General features: G+C 45.1%; 15 protein-coding genes. 3 read left to right on the top strand and 12 right to left on the bottom strand.

Features of this window, described 5'->3' with window-relative positions; all coding sequences use genetic code 11:
- Positions 1–292: 292 nt before the first annotated feature.
- Together OCV62_RS05065 and OCV62_RS05060 are read right to left on the bottom strand one after the other, a co-directional pair.
- A complete protein-coding gene (locus tag OCV62_RS05065) occupies positions 293–2440 on the bottom strand; it encodes a SpaH/EbpB family LPXTG-anchored major pilin (protein WP_262585453.1) in 2148 nt (715 codons plus the stop codon).
- Positions 2441–2617: 177 nt separating this feature from the next.
- Complete coding sequence (locus tag OCV62_RS05060; protein ID WP_262585452.1) at positions 2618–9673, bottom strand: SpaA isopeptide-forming pilin-related protein; 7056 nt, start codon at positions 9671–9673, stop codon at positions 2618–2620.
- A gap of 382 nt (positions 9674–10055) precedes the next feature.
- Here OCV62_RS05060 and OCV62_RS05055 point away from each other — a divergent pair, with 382 nt between their 5' ends.
- Positions 10056–10301, top strand: a complete 246-nt coding sequence (locus OCV62_RS05055; protein WP_262585451.1) for a hypothetical protein — start codon at positions 10056–10058, stop codon at positions 10299–10301.
- Here OCV62_RS05055 and OCV62_RS05050 read toward each other — a convergent pair.
- The 6 genes from OCV62_RS05050 to OCV62_RS05025 form a co-directional block, all read right to left on the bottom strand.
- On the bottom strand, positions 10292–10669 hold the full coding sequence (locus OCV62_RS05050; protein WP_262585450.1) for a type II toxin-antitoxin system death-on-curing family toxin: 378 nt from the start codon (positions 10667–10669) through the stop codon (positions 10292–10294). The genes OCV62_RS05055 and OCV62_RS05050 overlap by 10 nt on opposite strands.
- Positions 10666–10908: a type II toxin-antitoxin system Phd/YefM family antitoxin gene (locus OCV62_RS05045; protein WP_021915582.1), complete on the bottom strand. Its 243-nt coding sequence runs from the start codon at positions 10906–10908 to the stop codon at positions 10666–10668. The genes OCV62_RS05050 and OCV62_RS05045 overlap by 4 nt, the downstream gene beginning before the upstream one ends.
- A gap of 91 nt (positions 10909–10999) precedes the next feature.
- Positions 11000–12475 carry a sulfatase-like hydrolase/transferase gene (locus OCV62_RS05040; protein WP_262585449.1) on the bottom strand — a complete coding sequence of 492 codons (1476 nt, stop codon included), beginning with the start codon at positions 12473–12475 and terminating at the stop codon, positions 11000–11002.
- 18 nt (positions 12476–12493) lie between these two features.
- Positions 12494–14014, bottom strand: a complete 1521-nt coding sequence (locus OCV62_RS05035) for an extracellular solute-binding protein (protein WP_262585448.1) — start codon at positions 14012–14014, stop codon at positions 12494–12496.
- A 30-nt stretch (positions 14015–14044) separates the two neighbouring features.
- A complete protein-coding gene (locus OCV62_RS05030; protein ID WP_117960974.1) occupies positions 14045–14932 on the bottom strand; it encodes a carbohydrate ABC transporter permease in 888 nt (295 codons plus the stop codon).
- Positions 14932–15894 (bottom strand): ABC transporter permease, encoded by a 963-nt coding sequence (locus tag OCV62_RS05025; protein WP_117960972.1) that lies wholly within the window; start codon positions 15892–15894, stop codon positions 14932–14934. Before OCV62_RS05025 ends, OCV62_RS05030 begins: the two co-directional genes overlap by 1 nt.
- A 343-nt stretch (positions 15895–16237) precedes the next feature.
- Between OCV62_RS05025 and OCV62_RS05020 the strand changes: the two genes are divergently transcribed.
- Complete coding sequence (locus OCV62_RS05020) at positions 16238–18487, top strand: helix-turn-helix domain-containing protein (protein ID WP_262585447.1); 2250 nt, start codon at positions 16238–16240, stop codon at positions 18485–18487.
- Positions 18488–18544: 57 nt separating this feature from the next.
- Here OCV62_RS05020 and OCV62_RS05015 read toward each other — a convergent pair whose 3' ends face one another.
- Positions 18545–18715: a hypothetical protein gene (locus OCV62_RS05015; protein WP_262585446.1), complete on the bottom strand. Its 171-nt coding sequence runs from the start codon at positions 18713–18715 to the stop codon at positions 18545–18547.
- A 77-nt stretch (positions 18716–18792) separates the two neighbouring features.
- Here OCV62_RS05015 and OCV62_RS05010 point away from each other — a divergent pair, with 77 nt between their 5' ends.
- The gene (locus OCV62_RS05010) at positions 18793–19875 is read left to right on the top strand and encodes an acyltransferase family protein (RefSeq protein ID WP_262585445.1); all 1083 of its coding nucleotides are present in this window, start codon (positions 18793–18795) and stop codon (positions 19873–19875) included.
- A 321-nt stretch (positions 19876–20196) separates the two neighbouring features.
- Here the strand turns inward: OCV62_RS05010 and OCV62_RS05005 are convergent, their stop codons facing one another.
- Genes OCV62_RS05005 through OCV62_RS04995 form a run of 3 tightly spaced genes read right to left on the bottom strand, consistent with a single transcriptional unit; the run spans position 20197 to position 22570 of the window.
- Positions 20197–21663 (bottom strand): RNA-binding domain-containing protein, encoded by a 1467-nt coding sequence (locus OCV62_RS05005; protein WP_262585444.1) that lies wholly within the window; start codon positions 21661–21663, stop codon positions 20197–20199.
- A 39-nt stretch (positions 21664–21702) separates the two neighbouring features.
- Entirely contained in the window at positions 21703–22329 is a 627-nt protein-coding gene (locus OCV62_RS05000; protein ID WP_262585443.1) for a hypothetical protein, read from the bottom strand.
- 4 nt (positions 22330–22333) lie between these two features.
- On the bottom strand, positions 22334–22570 hold the full coding sequence (locus OCV62_RS04995; RefSeq protein ID WP_262585442.1) for a helix-turn-helix domain-containing protein: 237 nt from the start codon (positions 22568–22570) through the stop codon (positions 22334–22336).
- Positions 22571–22584 lie beyond the last annotated feature (14 nt).

The raw sequence follows: 22584 nt of genomic DNA, 5'->3' as shown, positions 1-22584 counted from the left end.
ATGGGAAAACACAACACGGAAAAGAAAATCCCAAATTTTTCTTTCCCGATTACCGCAGCCGCAGCCGGTTTCTAAGACCGACGGCGATCACCGCAGTATCGCTCCGTTCAGGGGGAAAGGGGGTTCTGAAGGAGCGATGCACAGGGCGGGACGTGACCCCCGTCCTGTGCCGGTATCTGTTCTCGCGCACACGAAACGCGATACAGACCCGTTGCTGATAAAATTGCAGCTGTACTTCACAACAGCTTCGCAGTATCCATAGAAGAGATAACAAAAGAGTTATCTGTCTGAATTACTCTGCTTTTTTCTTCTTGCTGGTGATCAGCAGGATCACTGCTGCTGCCATCATGGCAATACCAGCGAAGGTGAATACGAAGGTACCGATGCCACCGGTGGTGGGAAGGGTGAAGCCTTTGTAGTTCTTAACGGTTACCACGAATTTACCGTTAGTTGTTCCAACTCCAGCTCCTGTACCATAAATAGTTGTTGTTGTTGTCTCTGTGGTTACTGTTTCATTCACAGAATCTGTCGTAATCTTTTTCGTTGTTTCTTTAGTAAATGTGGCTGTAAGGTTTAATACTGCTTTGTAGGGCTCTTTTAACAGGTTATAACCAGCCTTTGTTTGTGTCTCAACCAGATAGTAGGTTGCGTTATCAAGACCCTCAAAGGACAATTTACCGTCTGCACCAGTCGTTTTGGAACCAATTTTTACAGCATTGCCCGCAGTTTTCAGCCATGCTTCTGTAACTTTAGCAGGAGCTGCAGGAAGGCTTACTCCATCCTTTACACGATACAAATCAAATGTAACACCATCCAGTGGAGTATTAGGAGTAGTAGCTTCGCCATCTAACTTGAGAACATCAATTCCAAAGGTAAATACATTGACAACATCCTTAATGTAATCGACTATCGGATCCTTTCCATCATTCGGGTTACTGGGATCCCCTGTCGGATAAATTGCATTGGAATAATCTAATGTAATATTATTCGGGTTACCAGCTTCTGTCATCGCTGCATTATTATCTAAGGTTGCTTCGAAATAAATGTAAATGGACTGTCCTTTATAGGCTTCAACAGAGGAAGTGATTGTTCCATCTGTGCCCACGGTGTTAAATTCGATTTCCCAGGTTTTACCAGATACAGTAGGTGTGATTCCTGTTAAAATCGGAGCTGTGCCTGTGTAATCTGTTGCTTTCGTATTATAAATCTTAAAGCTGCCATCTTTATATGTCAAATTTTTCATTGTATCTGTCAGCTTAAAGGTTTTTAACTTTGCAACATTGGAAGGCACGTCAACTCTGATTAAGTAAGGAACCACAGCGCCTACTCTATAATCTGCGTCAGCTTCCCAATCTTTACTTTTCCGATCCATTACAAATTTTTCTGTGTCGGGCTTTTCGTTTGTAATGGTAACGATTGCACTATGCGTTCCTCCTACATTGGATGTTGTTCCGATTCCACCTACGTTTGCATCTTCTTCCCAGGTAACTTTTCCGTCAGTATCAATCGTAAACTGATATTTCTTTGTGCCATCCATAATGTAACCATTGGGTGCGCTAACCTCGATAAAGCGGTATGTTCCGGCTGTCAGATCTTTTACGTTGATCTGACCATTGCTGTCTGTTTTAAATTTTGTTGCATCTGTCGGTGCCACACCAGTATAAGTCCATTTAGCACTAGTACTAGAATCATCATATTTTAAATAATCCCATTTTGCAGTAGTAGCCTCTTTATCTTTCATCTGCAGGATAAATTCTGCACCTTCCAGAGATACTGCCGCCTTAGTTCCTTCTTTTCCCTGCTTAACAAGTGTTACTCCACCGTAAGTAGTCTTGTTTTTGGGGAATACATGCACATCATAAATCCAGTCATTTCCCTCTACGTTTGTCATAGGCAGGGATACAAGGAAATCGTCAGTTTTCCCTGTTACGTTTGCAGGAGCATTGGTTTCGCTAACGTAATATAAGCCTTGGGTAACCTTGGGCCCATCAAAGGTGATTACTCCATTAACTGTTTCTTTTGAAATTTTGCCACTGAATGGAGTTGTACTTCCTTTTTTCTTTAATTCAGCTGCATCACCTTTCCCGGTAAGTTCAAAATCCTCTACCTTTGGCAATACAGCTCCATCCTCGCCATAATAATCAGCTAAATCAGCTACTTTCCAGATTGTAAATTGTACACCTGATAACGGTTTTGCACCATTCTCACCAGCCGGAACATTGTTTACATCCGTTGCACTACCCGTTCCATCTAGTTTCAAATTTCCATTATATTCATACTTATGAATTGTTAAAGAAACATCCTTCCTCGTATCAATCGTCGGCATTTTGGTCGTTGTGGCAGTCGAACCGCCTTCAGCCGCAAATGCCGTCATTGTCATCATCGACAATGTCATCGCCAGGGTCAGGAGCCCTGTCAGAAGCTTTTTCATTCTCTTCATTGTTGCATTCTCCTTTTTTGTCCGGCTGTCCTTTTGTGTTTGGGACAGCCGAAATATTTTTTACTTCTCCTGCTTTGTACGTTTGGCTCCGTACTTTGTTTTTAAGGTTTTCTCCTTATGCAGCTGCCGGACATAAGCCCCTGCTCCAACAGCCTGTGTTTCATACCTTTGGGGGTACTATCTCTTTTTACGAAGCTTATCGTCCCCCTTTCTGCATTGCAGCGTGAAGTATGTACCCATAAGGATTGCCTGCGCCATCAGCGCAATGCCTCCCATAGTAACCAATCCAAACCCGGATCCTCCTGTTGCAGGAAGGATCAGCTGCTTTGTGTTGTAGATGGTGAGAGGAATTACATTGTCTCCCTCTATAGTTATTGGAGTTATTGACTCCCAGTGGTCATCTTTTTCCTTCTCCATCTTCCATTTCACCTGATTCGATTCATTAATCTCAATTAAGATCGAATCACCCAACAGGTTGTAGCCCTCTGCAGCCTTTGTTTCTATCAGTCTGTAGGTTCCCTGACCGAGTTTTGTAAAGGTGGCAATGCCTTTATCGTCGCCTTTATCTCCAGTAATTTGCAGACTACCGACTGGTTCAAACCACGTTCCATCCGGATTCTTCTTCTCCAGCTTAAACTGTACACCGGAAAGCAATTCGTCCGTTGTGTTTTTACCCTTTTTCGTAATTTTCAGGTTCAGCTCTTCCAAATAGGTATTGGTCACTGTCATATTCACCGTCGGCTGCTTGACATCGGCTGTTGCAAAAGCTGCAAGTTCAATGCCTGTTTTTGTCGGATCTGTTGTTGTGCCTGCCGTAGCATCCATGGAATAGGTCACTCGATAGGTTTTTTCATCCACAGTGTATGTCCCGTCGGAATCAATCACCTCTCCTTTGTCATTCACTTCCATAACCCGATAGATCCACCGAACTTTAGGATCTGCTGCGCTGTCCACATATTGTTCCAGATCCATAAAGGGATAAGACCAAACGTAGGATGATGAACCACTATACTTGGGAGTAACTTCAACCCAATTTTTTTCTGAGATATTGCCGGAATAGTCAACTGCTTCCCACACCGCAGCTTCATTATCTTTCTCTTTTCTCTGCAGCTGCAGGTAAATACTGCCCGGAAGCTGGCTCCGATCCGTAATCTCAGTGCCATCTGTATTTTTCCATTTTTTGGTTACAACGATGCTGCCGGTCGGTTTATTATTATTTTGAAATTCTACAACAGGATTTGTTGCATCCGCTGTAATGGTTCCGTTTACGGAGCCTTTCTCTACTTTAAAGGATGTATCATCTTTAAAGCTTGTTCCATCGTTACTGATCAAAACCTTCTTCAGGGTAGTTCCATCTGTCGGTTTTACTTCTGTAATCTCATAATCTGTTCCGATGGGAATTCCTGAAATCTTATGGGATTTTCCCTTCTTTAAGGTAAAGGTTGTCGTAATGGATTCTCCCTTTTCCAGGGACATTCCTGCGACATTTGTAAATTTAACCTGAAAAGTATAAGTTCCTTTCAGCTCATCTGAACCCTCCGTCTGTTCCTTTTTGATCGTAAGAGAACCAACCTTGACTTTATTTACAAATACCGCTTTTAATTTTGTAACACCGTTTTCATTATCCGGATTATCGTAGGAACGGAACACGATGGTATCCTCGGTTTGACCTTTATTTGCCCATTGCGTCGAAGGATATCCGGTGTTTTCATTCTCCTCCGTATGTACCTCTTGTCTGCCATCCTTGATCTGCGTTCCGGATACGTTGGAAACCTTTTGCCCTGATATAATCGTTACCTTGTTTGTGCTTCCCGTTTTGGTTACCTTGTCAACTATATGTCCGTTTTCATACAGGCTCCAGCTTGTATCAAATGCAGGTGAATCTATTTCCTCCTTCACGGAAATGTAGCTGCCGCGGCGGAACTGATTTCGGAAGGTTGCGGTTTGACCATCCGCCAGTACAAAGGTTCCATCTTCTTCAATCACTCCGGTATCTGTACTGGAGGAATCACTCAGAGAATAGACTGCACCCTTTGGCTTCTTCAGGTTTCCGGATGTAGCAGAACCATAATCCGGAATGGTTTCCTGATCCACCTCGAATCCGATATGCTGCGTTACCTGCACGCCGGATCGGAATACAAAGTCATCCAGATATATGTTTCTGGAATAGCTGTAATTAAATTTGATGGATTTTATCTTGGTATAGTCAAAACCCTCTTCTGTAGTTAATTTGCTTAAATCAACCGTCAGGGTATTCCATTCGTTTCCCTTAAGGGTTGTGTTTCCGTATAGCTTTCCGGATAACCAGTCTCCTGTCTTCCTCCCTTGTCCATCCACCAGCTCCAGATAAATACATTTTGCTGTTGGAGTGTCGTTATAAGCATAATACAGCTTGAAATCCAGATACTTATTCATCGCTGACGCATCCAGAGTTCCGTCTGATTGATATGGGATAGTACCAAATCTCAAGTCTTTGTACGCTCCGGTCGTATCATCTACCGGTGCATACCAGTGCGCAACACCACTTTGATCAGATTGACCAGGTATACCATCCAGCCACTCAAATGTAATATCCGAGCTGGCAGACATCAATTGTGAAGAATTGCTGTCGAATTTGTTAAATGTCTGTTTTTTTACCGTTGCGTCGCTTTCTGCGCCCTTTGGTCCATAGTGTGTCGCCTGATTCTGGATCGTAAAGGGGAATACAGAGGCATCCTCAAAGGAATCGGCAAACAGGGGATTTACCTTACTTTTATCTACCTGTTTTTCTACTGCAAATTCGTTCTCATCCGGGAAGTTGAAGGTAATCTTCATATTAGATTCCCACATACCGCGTTCCATATAGAACATGGTAAGAGTATGCTCGGCTTCGTTACTGCCCTTCAATTCGAAGTTTGTTGTTTTAGGAGAAGTTACCGTTGTGTCTGCCGCGTCTGCCGCACTTTTCTTTACCGCACTCACGGTTGCCTGCTTATCAGCAAAGTTCAGCGTTCCTTCTACCCTTCCATGAGCTCCGCCAACATCCAGTGCCAGCTTCCCGTCAATAAATACCCATACATCATCATCTCCGGCAAACTCAAAAGTAATCGGCACTTCTTCATTATTTCCCTGAACCCTTCCATTCTCTGTCAGGCGGAATTTAATCTCCAATTTAGTACCAAATCCAAAGTTATATTTTGTTCCGCTTGTCACAGTAGGGCTTTCGTTAAAGGGGAAAAAACCATACGTATCTCCACTGGCTCCGCTACTGTTTACATTTTTCGCCCAGTTCTGTTTCCCTGTATCCTTCAGGTAATATTCCCCGGTTGCAGAATCTTTCTGCATCGCAAGTGTCGTTTCGCTGCTGTCAAAGCACCAGTATTCTACTCCATTTCTTTCGTCGATCACTTTCTGTTTAAACGGAAATGATACATTATGATAGACCTCACCCAAGACCGCATTTTTGCTGTTTTTTCCCAGTAAAAATGCTTCATCAAAATGGGGTTCTGCACTGTTGCCATCTGCAGTCATCAGCGTTCCATTGGAAAGTGCCGCATTTACAAGTCCCTGTGCTGCACGGTTATAGTCTCCATTATTTTCTCCATCCGCATCGATTGCAGAGTTGTTTGTGGAAAAGAAGTTGTTATAGTTCTCACTTCCATATAGATTCAATGTGCTCCCGATATTATCACTGTTGAACTGACAGCCCCATTTGTCAATACTCGGCTGAAAATGCCCCGTATAGATCGGAATGGAAACCTGATTCTTTTCATAATAATCACTCAATGCCTGATCAAACTGTCGGAATGTGACCCAGTTGCGATGAGACATTCCCTTATCACCCGGATAAGAATCCCGATTATTTCCGTTCAATTCATAATCCGTGTAATAATCATAGAAGGTAGAGTCCACATACAGGGTATTCGAATCTGCCGAAGAAGCACTTTCCTTAATATCAACTACATCGACGCTCTTACCATCATCGGTTTTCTTATACTTCTCTGCATCCCGAACCGTATATGCTTCAGCCCAGTAACCGCCCCTATATTCACCAGCACTGTATGCCGCAGTATCACCGGCGTCTGCATAGAAGCAGGGTTTTCCTCCACACTCATCCGGATCCGGAATCGTCAGAATAGCAGTTCTTCTGCCATACAAGTTGTTAGCCAAGCTATTCTCATTATCTAACGCGTCAGCAGAGAAAATAATTTTATCAATTTCCTTATCTTCCGGAATCCGCACATACCACACATTGTCCCAGGTCTGTCCATCCTTTTCGTGGGACTTTGCTTTTATCATCTCTCCACGCCGGTACTCATTAGTGATTTCGTTCCATGCACAAAAATAAACCTTCGCATTGTCATTTTTCGGGATGGAATTTTGTCCACCATTTCCCCCATCCGGCGTATTCAGCTTTGAATAGGTCGCATCAAAATAGATTTTCTTTCCGGTTCCATATTCGCCTGTGACATTCGCTATGTTCTTCGTCACCTGAAGCAGGTTACAGCCCCGATCTGTCCAGAAAAAATGATAGATATTGCCCTTGGGATCATTCACTGTCAGAACAGTCTGCTGGGTTATGTCCTCCGTAAACGTATAGCTATACAAGCTATTTTGAAACTTTGGATCTTTTTCCAGCGTCACTGTTTTTGATCCAATCTTCAGGGTTACCTCCTGGCTTTCCCCTTCTGGGTCTACCGGAAAATGCTGATTATCAAAATAGAGGATTTCGTCTTTCAGACTCCCGTTATCCGGCGTTGTGCCCCAACCGCTTATAATAGTAGTTGTTGTACCGTCACCGCTCTTCAGCTCGGTAGCTCCATACAGGAAGGTATCCACAGAACCCGCTTTATAGGCTACGGGAACTACGTCAGTGCCTGCATTGGTACTATCTTGTCCGAAGTAGTAAATGTCTCCCAGCTGTTCTCCGGGCTGTTCTCCGGATCCATCTGTAAACTTCACATAGGGTTTTGCTTCAATTTTCGCCTTTTCTAGTTCTACTGTATAGAGATGTGGAAAACCAGCAACATTCTCCATCTCAACTGTTTCCGGTGTTTCCGAAAAGAAGCTGCTGTTCGAGGAATAAGATACCTTTACCGAATTTACCTTCTCCGTAAAGTCATAGAAATACAAAGTCATAATCTTATTCGTGATTTCTTCAGTGATGTCTTTGACGATGTAAACCTTTTTATTACCGATCATTCCTGATGCTTCAGTATTTCTTGCAAACACCTTTCCGCCAGCTTGTGAAAAGGATCCACCTGCTAATTCTGTTCTATAATAATCATTCGCGTTAATCCCACCATTATTGTTCCAATCATTTACATAGGTAAAGGCAAATTCCTTATCACCATTGTTGCTGTCAATTTGCCATCTCCAATACTCTTTGCCATAAATGATGACTTTTTCACCTTTTCTAAAACCGTTGACGTCCTTCTCAAAAAGATATATCTGACTTGCTTTACTCCAATCCGCCTGGGAATTCAAATCCATCCCTGTCGTATCCAGATATACATAGTTAGAATCCAATCCTCCTGCTGCCTTTCTGAGTCCAACCTTCGCCACACGGCTGGCTTTTCTCATTTCACCGCCCATGTCGTACAGGCTTCCGTCCTGCTGGATTTCTTCTGTTGCTTCCTTTTCAACAGCTTCCTTGGAAGGAGCTTTCTCTGTATTGCCCTCCTCTGTGCCGGTTTCTGTTGTTTCGGTCTGTCTGGTCTCTCCTTCTGTCTGTTTGCTTTCCGATGCAGTTTCTCTGTTGTTTTCTTCTGTATTTTCCTGTTTGGAGCCTTCTGTGGCAGGCTCGGTTCCCCGCTCCAGGGTTTCTACAGTCTTCGCCTCAACTGTTTCGCTCAGCACCTCCAGGTAAAAAAAACAGGTTTCGCACCTCGCCTCCTGCTCCCAGGCAGCTTCTGCTGCCGGATCGCTGTCCGGAGTATTTCTTTCGGAGCCTACAGCGTCGTTTTCTGTTTCCTGTGCAGAGGGCACATTGTTTTCCGTTTCATAGCTTGTCTCTGCGCCAGTGCCAGTCTCTGTTTCTGGTTTGGGATCTGCTTTGGTCTCGGTTTCTACCGTGGTATGTGTTTCTGCAGCAGTCTCCGTCTGGGATCTGTTTTCTGTTTCAGACTTGTTTTCCGTCTTTGTCTGTGTTTCGGTTTCTGTCTGTGTTTCTGTCTCGGTCTGTGTCTCGGTTTCTGTTTCCGTCTCAGTCTCTGTTTCGGTCTGCGTCTCGGTTTCTGTTTCCGCTTCGATTCTTTCGATGGTCATCTGATAGCAGGGTGCTGCCAGACTGTTCCAGTCAATTTCGATGACATCTGTTTGGATGGCTGCATCAAAGGAGGTGCCCAGGAAAAACTGCACATGGTCATATGCCTGATCCAACGTGTACTGATAAATATCCTCGCCTTTCGTAGACGCAATCATCCGAACCGGCTCTGCAGAAAGCTCCTGTCTGTCGCCCTCCTGCTCTGTCCAGGCATAAAGGGATACGCCAGACTTTAAGAACTCCGGATCCTCTTTGATCTTCGATGCATCGAAATAAATCATATAATGAAGGTTTACCCAGCTGCCTGTGGATTCTTCTCCGTCTACCTTCTCCAGTACAAAGCAGGGATCCTGGAAGTCCCATTCCGTATAAACCGGTGTGGTCGCTTCCGTATAATCCCATCCGTCTGTCCCGGCCATAAAGGCGATATATTCATAAGGTCTGTCCAGACAGTATTCGTAAATTCCATTTCCCTTATCAGAGGGCTTCATCTCAACAGGTGCGTCCTCTGCACTGCTTTCTTCCGAATCATATGCATAGACACTGACGCCGTTTTTACAGAACTCACTGTACTGACTTCCATCAAAATATACGGTATACAGTCCGTAAAAGCTGCCTGCCCCGGTCAGGTCTTCTCCCTGAAGCCGGTAGCAGGGTGCCTGTAAGGACCAGTCTATCGTAAGCTCCCCTGTGGTGTTTTTGTTTTCTTTTTTCTGTCCCTGGCAAAATACCACATGCTCATATTTCCGGGTCAGACCCAGCTGCCAGATCTCCTGCTGTCCCTCTGTCTTTTCCAGCTTCACCGGCTCTGCAGCTTCTGCCTCTGCTGCATCGTCATAAGCGTATGCATAGATCCCTTTGGATGCCAGCGCCTCTGCTGCGCTGCTTCCTGAAAGATCCAGGTATACGGCATATGGAGTTTCTTCCTTCGCTTTGACTCTGTTTCCTTCTGCAAACATGCCAGTTCCCGATACCATTTCCAGTATCAAAAGTAAGCTCAGAAAAAAGCTGACAGATCTTTTTATTTTTTTCCGTTTCTCTGGTGATATTGCCGCTTTCCACATACCGATTTTCCTTTCCCCCTGTTTTGTTCCTTCTGTTTCACAATGGTTTTTATACCTTAATTTCAATTTAACTAAATTGTAGATTTTTTTCTGTGCAAAGGCAATAGCATCAGCATATTGAATATTTCAGATTTATATTAAAAATTTAAGAACTTTTCACAAATATCGTTATTAAGCATATATACATTTGTTTTACCGCATATTTTTTTGTATTTCATTCATTTCCTATCATCCTAATATGTTAAAGATAACATTTCTAGTATCACATCTCATATTTTTTATATTGTTTTCAGGACTTTTGTGAATTTTGCTGTACCTGCAATTACAACCGCTGGCAGTCTGCATCATTGTGCTGCGTGATGCAGCTGTTGGTGCTCCGGTTTTTCTGACAAAGAACGGACACGGCAGATATGCAATTCTCGATATTCAGGATTTTGAAAAGACACAGGCAATCATCCGACTGATGAATGAACTTGCAAAAGGCCGGTCAGAGAATCTTTCCCTGACCGGCCTTGTCTTAACTGTATATCATAGTCTCGTGCATTACTTTTGATGGCTTATAATCCATCGCAATATATCCTCCGCACCTGTTTTGCCCGATGCCAAATCCAGGATAGCGTCACTCAGCTCCTTCTGCGTATAGGAAAGCTCATAACCATTTAATGCCAAGAACACTAACATTACATGTGTACCTAATCTTTTATTTCCATCAACCATAGGATGGTTCTTTACAATTCCAAAGCAAAGCTGTGCTGCTTTTGCCTGTACACTTGGATATAATTCTTCGTCTCCAAATGACTGAAATGGATTAGCCAGTGCTGAATCCAACATCCCACCATCACGAATGCCATTACTACCGCCAGTAGCTTCAATCAGTCGCTCATGAAGTAAAATGACCTGCTCTTTGCTCAATCTTATCATTTGGCAAGCACCTCGTAAGCCTTCATATTCTGCTTCATAAGACGTTCTGATATAGCAAATACATCCTCTGTAGATGCTATTTTTTCCTGCTCCGCTTTGCTAAAGTCAATCACAAGATATCTTGGTACATTGTTTTTAAGGATAACTGCTGTGCCATGTTCATCAACAACTCTGGCAACCTTTGAAAAATTCTGATTAGCTTCTGTGATAGAAATCATTGTATTTGTATCAACTGTCATAATATGCACCTCACTTTCGCTTATATTATATGCATATTATAGGATAAATACAACCTATTTTTATAGCTATTTCATAAACTTTTGAGAATAATCATTCCACGCCCTTTGGTGCAAAGGGATCCTCATAGATTGCATACACACCCGGGCGGCAGAGCTGTCCGGAGCCGTTGACCGCGGAGCGCACGCCGTCGATGGCCGGATCGGAATAGGTGCAGAACCATTTTTCCATCCTGCCCTTTAATTGGGTTACCAGTTTTTTATATTCCGGTAAACCGTACAGATTCTTCTCTTCTCCCGGATCGTCCACGAGGTAATACAGCTCATGTTTTCCATAGGGATACCGGTGCACATATTTCCATTCTTTCGTCCGGATCATGCGGACAGGCCCGTATTCGTCAAAGATCACAACCTCGTCGCGGTGTTCCAGCTGTCTGCCCTCCAAAAGCTCTGTAAAGCTTCTTCCGGGAAGTCCCGTAGGCTGCTTGTCGGAAAGTCCCGTCAGCTTAAGGATCGTCGGGAGCAGATCGCAGGCGCTTATCATTTCGCTGCAGACGGTATTGGCAGGAATGTGCCCCGGCCAGGAAATCAGAAACGGCACCTTAACTGCGGAATCATACATATTCATCGGGAATGTCCCGTTGCCCTTCCCCCAGACACCATGTTGTCCCATGCTCATTCCATTGTCCGCTGTAAAGAGGATCACGGTATTGTCTGCCAGCCCCTGCTCTTCTACTGCATCCAGCAGTCTTCCGATCTGTTCATCCATCGCACTGATCGCCGCAAAATAGCCCCGCAGATTTTCTTCCCTCTTACCGGTTCCATATACCGCGCCGGTGCGCAGATCGGGATGATCCGGCACGTTGGGAATGCTGGGAAACGTGCAGCCATCATAGTAATCGATCCACTTTGCAGGATGGTGCTCCTTTTCCCAGGGAGAATGGGGTGCAGTATAGTGGACAGACAGATAAAACGGGTCGTCCCCTTCGCCCAACTCTTTTAAATATTCCAGTGCACGATCCGTGATCAGATCTGTCACATATTCCCCATGATGCACGGTGATTTCTCCATGGTCCACCATGTCCGGGTGGTAATAGCAGCAGCCGCCCATGCCGATGGTGTACCACTCCTGAAAGCCCTGCTGCGGTTCGATGCTGTTGCCCAGGTGCCATTTTCCGGAGAGTGCACAGTGATAGCCGTTCTGCGCCAGAATGTCCGTGTAGGTGGGCTGTCCTTCCAGATAGGAAATCGGCTTCCGTTCCTGCTTATAGCCCTCGAAATAAGGATTTTCCTTTCCCTGGGCGGCAAATTTCTCGCCGTCTAAGTTTCCGCTTCTGAGCCAGTCCTGTACGCCGTGAGCGGAAGGCATTTTCCCGGTCAGAATGGATGCCCTCGCCGGAGAGCATACCGGCGAGGCACAGAAGAAGCTGTCAAACCGCATTCCCTGTTCTGCAATTCTGTCCAGGTTGGGCGTATAAAGCTCCGGTGTTCCGGCGCAGTGCATCGCCCAAGGGCCCTGATCGTCTGCCAGAATCATGATAATATTCGGTTTTTTCTCTGTTTTTTCCATATTATTAGATTTTCCTTTTTACTGCTTTGCTTTTGTTTTCTGATACTCTGCATTGACTGCCTCAAGGATCTCTTCACCGCCCTGACTTCTCCAGGACTTGCTCAGCTGCTCTACACCCTCTTCGATGGAAAGCTTACCCTGCAGCATATCCGAAAAGTACTGGGTGTAAATATCGTCCACTGCGGCGCCGTTTTCGATCTCAACCTGCGTTTTCTGCTTAATCAGGTTCGGAACCTGGCACTGGGTCGCAAGATCAACGGTATGCAGCGCACGTTCCCGGTTCGGATCGGTTACAGGGATGTAGTTGCTCTCCAGAGGCCAGTAGAAGGAGCCCCACGCCAGCGCGTGCGCCCAGCCATTGGGCGAGAAAGCATCCTTTGCACGCTCTTCTTCGTTGAAGACGATTTCGTCGCCATCCTTGGTGTAATGAATACCTTCGATACCAAGACGCAGCAGGTTATTTCCTTCCTCCGAAACCATGAAGTCCACAAATGCTGCCGCTTTGTCAGGGTTCTTGCAGGCTGCGGTGATACAGGTCATCATACCGCTCTTGCCCTGCTTGCTTAAGCCTCTCGCGCCGTCCGGACCTGCGGGGGAAAGATCATAGCAGATCGAAGCGTCCGGGAACAGCTCTTTGACGCTGTTTTCATGACGGGTCACATGACGGAACAGGGGTGCAGGCATCATGCCGGCTTTGCCCTGATAGAACTTTTCTTCTTTTTTAGACATATCATTCAACATCAGCTCCGGATCGATCGCACCTGCATCCCACAGCTCTTTGATGTAGGTCATGCCTTTTACAAACGCAGGATCTTCAAAAACGGGGATTACCTGATCGTTTTCATCCAGCGAATAGTCCGCATAGGGTAGTCCGTATGCGAAAAATACCCAGTCAAACTGTCCCGGCTTTTCTGCCGTGTAGCCGTATGTATTGTTCTGTCCGTCGCCGTCCGGATCGTCGTTTGTGAAAGCGAGCATGACGTCTTTCATTTCATCCAACGTCTGCGGATAGGACAATCCCAAATTATCCAGCCAGTCCTGACGCATCACGATCAGGGTATTGGCCACACTGTACTGTGTAATAAACGGCATGCCGTAATATTTTCCATTTTGTGCCGACCACTCGTAATTTTCCAGCCATGCCTTCATGCTCGGGAAGGAATCCATGTAATCATTCAGCGGAATAACCATTCCATCATCAATCCACTGCTGGGTTGCGCTCGTCCCGTATGCACCAGTTACCACATCCGGGAAATCGCCGGACGCCATCGCAACGTTGACCTTTTCCGTATTGGCTTCCGGAACGATTTCAACCGTCAGGTCTATGCCGAGCTTTTCGTTGATCGCTTCAATAATGCGGTCGTTATCCTGAATTGCTTCTGCCGCAGCGTCGCCGGTCGTCAGCCAACGGATCGGAACCCGCTCTGCAGAATCCGCAGTGTTCTGACCACCCGAAGCGCTGTTGCCGCAGCCTGCTGCCAGAATCGTTGTCGCTGCCATCGCTGTTGCCAGAAATGCACACTTACTTCTTTTTCTCATTTTGTTCCCTCTTTCTTTCCCTTTTATATTTTACCCCTTCACTGCGCCTGCCGTCATCCCTGCTGTGAAATATTTTTGAAAAAACGGATATGCGCACATGATCGGAATAATTGCCAGCATCACAGCCGCCATCTTCATCGGCTGTCCTAATAAAAACAGGCTTTCTCCGCCGCTGGAATATGCTGCGTCATTCTGAAACAGCATCGACCGCAGAAACAGCTGCAGCGGCCATGCTTCTTTCTTATTGATATACATAATCGCCGAGAAAAAGTCGTTCCAGTGATCGACTGCATAAAACAGCGTCACCGTCGTCAGCGCCGGTTTGGAAATCGGAAGCATGATCCTAAACAATACGCCGATCTCCGTACATCCGTCCAAAAGCGCCGCTTCCTCCAGCTCCATCGGAAGCTCCAAGAAGAAGTTTCTTAAAATAATCAGGTTGTAGGTGTTGACCGCCGACGGCAGGATCATCGCCCACAGCGAATTCATCAGATGCAGATCCTTTACAACGATGTAGGTCGGAATAATTCCGCCGGTAAACATCATCGTAAACACTGCCAGAAACATGAAGAACCGCTGTCCCTTTAAATCCTTTTTCGACAGCACATACGCCGCCATCGTCGTAATCAGCATGTTGATCAGTGTGCCGACAACCGTGATAAAAATCGAGTTCGCATACGATCTCCACAGATCGAAGCTTTTTAACATATAGGCATAGCCTTCAAACGACCATTCGTCCGGCCATAAATGGATGTTCGTCGCCAGATAGCTTTTCAGCGAGGAAAACGAAACAACCAGGCAGTCCCAGAACGGGTAAAAGGTTGTCAGCCCCAGCAGAATCAGAAAAATCAGATTTACTGTGTCAAAAATCCTGCTGCCGACAGAAACCTTGATTTTTTTCGGCTTTTCCCTGCTCATCAGTAAATTCCCTCCTCTCCTGCCATGCGTGCTGTCTTGTTTGCAATGACAACCAGTGCAAAGTTGATCACGGATTTAAACAAGCCGACCGCTGTCGCCAGCTCAAATTTGCCTTCCTGCAAGCCCATCCGGTATACATAGGTATCGATGATATCCGCCGTCCCGTATACGCCTGGATGATACAATACGAAAATCTGTTCAAAGCCCGCCTGCATCAGTCCGCCGATTCTCGTAATCAGCACAACGATAATAATAGAACGGATACACGGCAATGTGATATGTAACAGCTTCTGCCACCGGTTCGCCCCGTCCACGGTCGCCGCCTCGTACAGCTGCGGATCGATTCCGGTGATCGCCGCCAGATAGATAATCGTGTTCCAGCCGAACGTTTTCCAGATCATCGAAACGACCATCGTGCCGACGAAATACTTTTCATCTGTCAAAAATCCGATCGGTGCAAAGCCGAGCGCCTTGATGACGCCGTTGACAATACCCGAATCCATCGATAACAGGCTTGTCAGAATACCGCCCAGAACGACCCAGGAAATAAAATTCGGAATGTAAATCGCTGTCTGGATGACCCGTTTTACCTTTCCAAGCCGCAGCTCATTTAAAAGTAGCGCAATGATAATCGGAAACGGAAATCCGAAAATCAGTCGGATCAGGCTGATCCGGATCGTGTTCCAGAAAACGGAATAAAACTTTTCCATTCCAAACAGCTTTTGGAACATTTCCGTCCCCGCCCACGGACTTTTCCAGATTCCAAGCATCGGATTGAAATCCTTGAATGCAATTGTTACGCCGTACATCGGAACGTAACAGAAAATGATGTAATACAGAATCGCCGGAAGCAGCATCAGATACAGATATTTATGCTTCCAGAAATACAGTGCTGCCTTCTGCAGGCCCCCCTGCTGTCGGCCCTTTGAAAGTGCTGCGGTTTTTTCCCTCTTTCCCGTCATGTACCTTCCTCCCTCTCTTTTTTTCTGAAACAGTCCTGTTCCGTAAATGCTGCCCGCCTGGTGGCTGCAGCCCCTTTGCGTTTTTTTGTTTCCGTTTCTGAGGTCATTATATAAAAACACAGCTCTGTTAAAAATTAAAAAATCCGACCTGTTTTGTTACATTTATAACGATTTCAAAAAAGCCTTGATCTATCACCCCCTTTATTGACTTTTTGCAACTTTTTGACTTTATTTTTTGCAGATTCATCGGATTTTTGCTATCCATTTTTGCACTCCCTTTCTTTTGCTTTGTGCATTTTTTCGGTATAATGGTGTCAGAACCAATCAAAGGGAGGCAATTGTTTTGATATCATTCGATCGTTCCATGCAAAAGAAAAAGCTGAAAAATATCATTCGCTCGAGACACTTTTCTTCCTGTTTTTTTATTCTGGCACTATTGTCCACGATCCTGTTTTTTGTTTCCACACTCTTAAACATCTGGCAGAACAGTCTGCAGTTAAAGGAACAGCTGGAGGCGAAGGCAGACGCTGCCTATTCCAATATCGAAAATACTTTTTCCGTTATGAAGGTAGGTTCTGTTTTTATCGCAAAGCTTGCCTCCGTAAACCACATCCTCGTTTCACCGGATCCTACCATCGATTATTTTTCCCGTATGATCAATGATATTTCTCCGTACACTCAGCTGTACTCCTTCGAAACGATCTGTCTGTATTTTGACCGCAGTGAACGGGTTTTCGATTCCAGCGGAGGCATGTACACCTACAGTGATTTTTATAATCCGGATTTTCTCCGAATCCTTTCGGAAATGGACACGGAGGAGGCCTGGGTTGTAAACATTCCTTATGAGCGTTACTACAGCCCGCGTCCCGCTGTGCCGGTTGTGGTCTATGCCCACAGTCTGCCTTTGTATTCCTCCAATCCGAAGGGCTATATCACGATTTCCTATGCCATGCGGGAGCTGCGCAGGGATGCTGCTGCCATTCTTTCCGACAACAGCTATCATGCTGTCGTTACCTTTTGTGATCAGCTTATCTATGCCACGGATGCAGATCTGTACGAGCGATGGGATCCTTCTCTGTCCGCTGACGAAAATGAAGCCTTGCTTTTTCCCGATTATAATGCCTATCCTGCCGTTCAGAACTCCAATACGCTGCAGTGTACCTACTATGTGTCCAACACAGAGCATTTAAAAGCAGTTGCTCCATTTCTTTCAAGACGTTTTTACGAATACTTGTTTATATTATTCTGCTGTTTTTTACTTTCTGCTATCTACAGCATGATTTTGTTAAAGCCAGTGGATGACATTATGGAAAAGCTCGGCATCACGCCCTACACCCTCGGTCTGTCCGACGATCATGATGAATTTTTCCGTTTAAATTCCGCCCTGGACAGTCTGACTGCCCAGGTCTCAGAGGTGCATTCCGTCCTGCACGAAAAGGAACAGCTCGTCCGGGAGCGTCTGCTGCTTGGTATCCTCCATGCCTCTGTCGATGTCACTGCCCTGCCTCAGGAATATACGAAATACGGTCTGGTCTTTCCGTATCGCTTCTTTTCCCTGATCCTCATCCACATGCCTGCCCTCGAAATCATGGAGGATTTCACAAAAAAGGAGCAGCTGCGCCTCGTTGTCCTCTCCAGCGCTTCGGAGGCATTTTCCGTCCTCGGCAAAGCCTACGGCATCCATACAAATGGGCAGAATATCGGCATCTTGCTCAATACCTCCATCGCAGAAGCAGAGCTGACGGCAGAATTAAAGCGCCTCTGCAGCGCTATTTCCCAACGCATGCAGCAGACGCTTTCCATTGATCCATTCTTTTCAATTGTATTATGTGAGCAGGCATCGCCCTCCTACCAGAAATCCTGGCAGCTGGCCCGCAGAAACCTTTTGTTCACTTCTCCGGAAACAGAGGATTTTATGATCATCGGTCATCAGGAGGATCTGACCTCCTCCCTGGATCCCAACCTGTCCATCCAGCTTTCTCGTGCGCTGATCGACCGCGATCAGGCTGTTGCCCGCAAAATCGCCGACAGCTTTTTTTCCCGCTACCTGGAAACAGCAAACACCCAGGAGGCCCGGAAGCTTACAACGATCCTCCTGTGCGAGATCTATGTGGCGCTGCTTGATTTCGGGGATGACATTCCGGACACCCAACTGAGCCCCTACCTCAAAAAGCTGGAAAATGCTGCGGATCCATCCGAATGCAACCGAATCTTCTTTTCCTGCATCCAGGGACTTTTAAATGCCAAAACAAAAACCTCCATGGAAGCCCACACTTATATCTGCCAGGCAATTTCCTATATCCAGCAGCACTACAGGGAGGAGCTTTCCGTCCCTCAGATCGCGGACGTCGTTGGCTTAAACCCGGTCTACCTTTCTAGGCTCTTCAAGCTCGACACCGGAAAAACGCTCTCCGAGTACTTAAACTGCTACCGCACGGAATGTTCCCTCGCGCTGCTGACCGACACTGCAGATACAATCCAGTCGATCAGCCAGAAGGTCGGCTACTCCGACGTCCGGAGCTATATCCGGTTCTTTAAGAAATATTATGACGTGACGCCCAGCGAGTACAGAAGGGGTGCGGTTGGGAAATGATTCCGGGCAAGTTATTGCTGCAAAAAATATTTGATTTTTGCCACGAAAATGCCAAAGCTACCGCACAGTGAGCCTTTGGCGACAGAGCTGTCCGGAGCCGTTGACCGCGGAGCGCACGCCGTCGATCGCCGGATCGGAAAAACGCTCTCCGCATACTTCTTGACAGAACAAGCCGCCTTTTTTATACTTATAGCACTTGTAAAAAACGTTACTGCTCACCTGCGCCATTCGCAATACAATAGAATGCACGCTCTGCGAACATTCTATTGTCATGAACCACGCCTTGCGGCAGAACGGAGGATATTGTGACAGACAAAAAGCTGATTTCATCTTTACAGGGGCTGCGGGCAGTCGCATTTCTGAGCGTGGTCCTGTCCCATTGCGGCGCACCGTGGCTGGAGCCGTGGGCAATTTCCGTATTCGTGGCGCTGTCCGGTTTTCTGATGACCTGCAACTATTACGACCGCCCGCGCACAGCACCTGGACTGCGGTCTGCCATGGTCTTTTCCCTGCAAAAAATACGCAAGCTGTATCCGCTGCACCTTATTATGATGGCTGCTGCCCTGCTCCTTGTGCTGAAGGGGCTCCTGGTACAGCCCTCTGCCCGTGGGGTGCTGTCCTGTGCAGCGCAGCTTGTGGTAAGCATTTTTCTCCTGCAAACCTGGATTCCCTCCAGCCGTTTCTGGTTTTGCCTGAACGGAGTAGCGTGGTATCTTTCGGTGCAGGCTTTTCTGTATGCAATCTTTCCCTGGCTTCTCGCCGTGCTGAAAAAAACCGATACTCGCAGACTGCGCTGCATTGCTGCCGCGATTTTCTGCGCACAGTGCTTTTTCTCCCTTGCAATCTGGAAGGCCGGACTCAGTGGAAAGGCCGTATTTTACCTGACCTATCTGTGTCCTCTTTTCCGGGCAGGAGATTTTGCCATCAGCTGCTGTATGGGCTGCCTTTACCACAGCCGCAAGGAGGAGCGCATACCCTACGGTGCCTTTTCCCTTCTGGAGCTGGCAGCTGTGCTGTTTTCGGGCGGTTGCTTTTTCATCGCTGCCAGACAGGTTGGAGCTTTAGGCGCGGTAGCCTTCCGGTACAACGTGCTGTTCACCCCCTCTGCGGTGCTGCTGGTCTGGCTGCTCGCCGTGGGCAAGGGAGTGATTTCCCGGCTGCTTTCCGCAAAGCCGTTTTTGTGGCTGGCCGGGCTGTCGCCTTACGGCTTTCTGATCCATCAGGTACTGATCCGGTATATGGAGTTGGCTGCAAACAAGCTTGGTCTTACGGCACATCCTGTGGTCTGGACCCTGACCGTATTTTTACTCACGCTCTGCCTGAGCAGCTTTTACAAGGCGTTGGAGCACCGGGTGCGGAAGCGTCATGCCAAAGCTGCCGCGCGGTAAGCCTTTGGTCTTGAATTTCCTGGCATGGATCGTAGAGTAAACAACGGTAACTAATAAACCTGCTGGGCTTTGCTCCGTTTGAAGCGGAATGGTGCTCCGTTCCTCTGGAACGGATGCGCAGTGCTTGCTGAATATGCAGGCTCCGTTTATCCGAATTTGCAGCGAAACTTAGCAAAACTTAAATTTGTTGTTTTTTTCTCTTTTCACAAAGAAAAAGCACTGTCAAACCCAAAATCCTATGGCTTTCAGTGCCTTTTTTACATATTTTTCTATTATAGTTCTCTCACATGCTTATATAAGTGAAACTTAGCGAAACTTAAATTATGCCCAATACGGAACATATTTTTTATATCTTGGTGCTGTATCCGGGTCCATTACTTTAATATATCCACCTTCCACAGCACTGGTAAGAAGTCTCGATGCCTTGGCCTTCTCTTTTTCTCCCAGACCAAATATTTTTCGAATATCCGAATTAGAAATCCCTTCAAAATTGACATAGGCCAGACATGCCTGCATATAACAAGTCCGCATCCGATCTTCTTTCGTAGTTAATTCAAATGGTACTTTTGCAAACAATATTGCTTTGGTGAATTGATTGTTCTGATTTTCAATTCTAGGAGCAAGCAACTCATTTTTACCGGTTGCTTCAACAATCTTATCATAACCACTTCCACGTTCCTCACAAATACCACATTTGTGCATAAAACCAGCAATATTCTCATTTCTGGACACTGGCACCGAGTCTACAATTCTTTCAATCGCCACCAATGGAGCTCCGGCATTTGAAAATTCGATTCGATTTTTAAACACCTCCACCATTGGATTCGTACCCCTTTGCTGAAGATCCTGATGTATCATGGCATTTGCCAGCAGCTCACGAATAGCAATTTCCGGAAAACTGACAACAGATTTTCTCGTAGCATCTACAATAATTTCTTCCTGTGGAATAATTGTCATAATATACTGCACGATTTCTTCATGCGAAAATGCGTAGCCTCCACAAAATTCTTTTTCTCTTATGGCATCCAGCCTAGAATTTTCTTTATACCATATCACTCTGACGGTTCTTCTATGCAGAGATTCAAATTTTTTCAAATCTTTTGCAATCATCAAAGCACCCATATTCGTGATATTCCATGTACCGGCATCATTTTTCTTAATAAATTTTTCATGCTGCAGGTCTTCTAATACCTTATCACGATTTCTCGGAATTGGCATTTCAAGTTTGTCATAATACTTAGAATAATCCAGTAAAGACACCATTTCATCCTCATCCAAATTACCCATTGCTATTCGTAGTTCATATGGGGTGGAATCAAATGTTCTCCACAATTCTCTTTCTTTATCCGGATACTCTTTTAAGTTCTTTTTATTCGTTCCAATTCTTATATATTCCCCACCAGCAAACTGCACCGGTTGTTTCTCTGCACATGGAATCTCCATTAGCACAACTGTACCTTCATCCATCGGAACTTCAAAAAATCGGAAATTAATCCTTGGGGAAAGCATCCTGGAAAGCCACGCTTCCAACTCTTCATTCCCCTTTTTCATTTTGCGATACTGAAATTCAGTGCCTACAATTCTGTGCGTTGCATCATCCACGCCCCAGACTAAATAAGCTTTCGGTCGTTCGCACAATGCTGCTGAATTGCTTAAAGCAGAAATATATTCACCAATCACCTGTGGCTGCTTATTATTACATTTGAATTCTACCCACTCAGTCTCATCCGGCAATTTTGCAAGTTCTCGGACAAGACTTTGCAGATATTCTATTGATCGTGTTGCCATAAACCCTCCCCCCTGCAATAATTTTGTATTTCTTTGATATTATTTTTTATTCTTATTATTTTTTTTCTTACTAGGATTATTAATCAAAAAATTCCCAATCCACATCTCTTCTTGTTCATCCCAAGCACCTACATAATACACAGGAAATTTCTTATTATGTTCTTCCAATTTTTTTAAAATATCATAATTTTTTATCCTCCCATTTTTCCCTAAGTCTATGCTTTCATCTCCATTTTTAATAATCACCAACTGAGAACAATCTTTTTTCAACTTTATTTCCACATTTCTTTTTGATAGATTTTTTTGCAAGCTTGTATTCAACGCAAATGTACCATCTTGAAAAACACTTACCATAAGTTTATCTTCCCGTTTTTTAGAACTTGTAATAGTAATAAAATCGGAAAGATCGTACTTTTTATGTAAATCGGATATTTTTTTTTCGTTTTCTTCTCTCCACACATAAACCCCTCTTTTCACATTAACGATAGAAGGATTCTCTTGTTTCAAATTAAATAAAGCATTTCTAATTGCACTTGTTCCTTTATCTATATGTACCTCTTTCTCCTCTAAATAATTTTTAATTTCTTCAGTGGTCTTTTCCTTACATGATTCAGTTTTTAAACACTCAATAATCTTTTCTTTTATTATCTTTTGCTGTGATCCCATTTTCTTACTTTTCCCTTCTATAAACAACAATATCTGCAATACTTACATTATAAATATTTGCTATAACACCTAAATTCTGTAAACTTGGTGGATTGTTTCCGTTTATATAATTTCTAATTGCACTCTTAGATAGTCCTATCCGTTGTGATAGACCCTGAACTGAATCTCCATTTTTTTCCATTAAACTTTGTATCTTTTTTCCTGTTTGAAGTTTATCGACTTTCATCTCATCAGCAATCATTCGTTTTCCCCTTA

Source organism: Gallintestinimicrobium propionicum (genome assembly GCF_025567525.1).
GTDB lineage: Bacteria > Bacillota > Clostridia > Lachnospirales > Lachnospiraceae > Gallintestinimicrobium > Gallintestinimicrobium propionicum.
The sequence above is the reverse complement of the archived record's forward strand: the minus strand, read 5'-3'. Positions and strand labels throughout refer to the sequence as shown.

What these genes read in the sequence shown, in the direction of transcription:
- OCV62_RS05065 (WP_262585453.1), bottom strand. Translation starts at nt 2,440, where the DNA reads ATGAAGAGAATGAAAAAGCTTCTGACAGGGCTCCTGACCCTGGCGATG.
- OCV62_RS05050 (WP_262585450.1), bottom strand. Translation starts at nt 10,669, where the DNA reads ATGATAAGATTGAGCAAAGAGCAGGTCATTTTACTTCATGAGCGACTG.
- OCV62_RS05045 (WP_021915582.1), bottom strand. Translation starts at nt 10,908, where the DNA reads ATGACAGTTGATACAAATACAATGATTTCTATCACAGAAGCTAATCAG.
- OCV62_RS05040 (WP_262585449.1), bottom strand. Translation starts at nt 12,475, where the DNA reads ATGGAAAAAACAGAGAAAAAACCGAATATTATCATGATTCTGGCAGAC.
- OCV62_RS05035 (WP_262585448.1), bottom strand. Translation starts at nt 14,014, where the DNA reads ATGAGAAAAAGAAGTAAGTGTGCATTTCTGGCAACAGCGATGGCAGCG.
- OCV62_RS05030 (WP_117960974.1), bottom strand. Translation starts at nt 14,932, where the DNA reads ATGAGCAGGGAAAAGCCGAAAAAAATCAAGGTTTCTGTCGGCAGCAGG.
- OCV62_RS05025 (WP_117960972.1), bottom strand. Translation starts at nt 15,894, where the DNA reads ATGACGGGAAAGAGGGAAAAAACCGCAGCACTTTCAAAGGGCCGACAG.
- OCV62_RS05015 (WP_262585446.1), bottom strand. Translation starts at nt 18,715, where the DNA reads ATGGCGCAGGTGAGCAGTAACGTTTTTTACAAGTGCTATAAGTATAAA.
- OCV62_RS05005 (WP_262585444.1), bottom strand. Translation starts at nt 21,663, where the DNA reads ATGGCAACACGATCAATAGAATATCTGCAAAGTCTTGTCCGAGAACTT.
- OCV62_RS05000 (WP_262585443.1), bottom strand. Translation starts at nt 22,329, where the DNA reads ATGGGATCACAGCAAAAGATAATAAAAGAAAAGATTATTGAGTGTTTA.
- OCV62_RS04995 (WP_262585442.1), bottom strand. Translation starts at nt 22,570, where the DNA reads ATGATTGCTGATGAGATGAAAGTCGATAAACTTCAAACAGGAAAAAAG.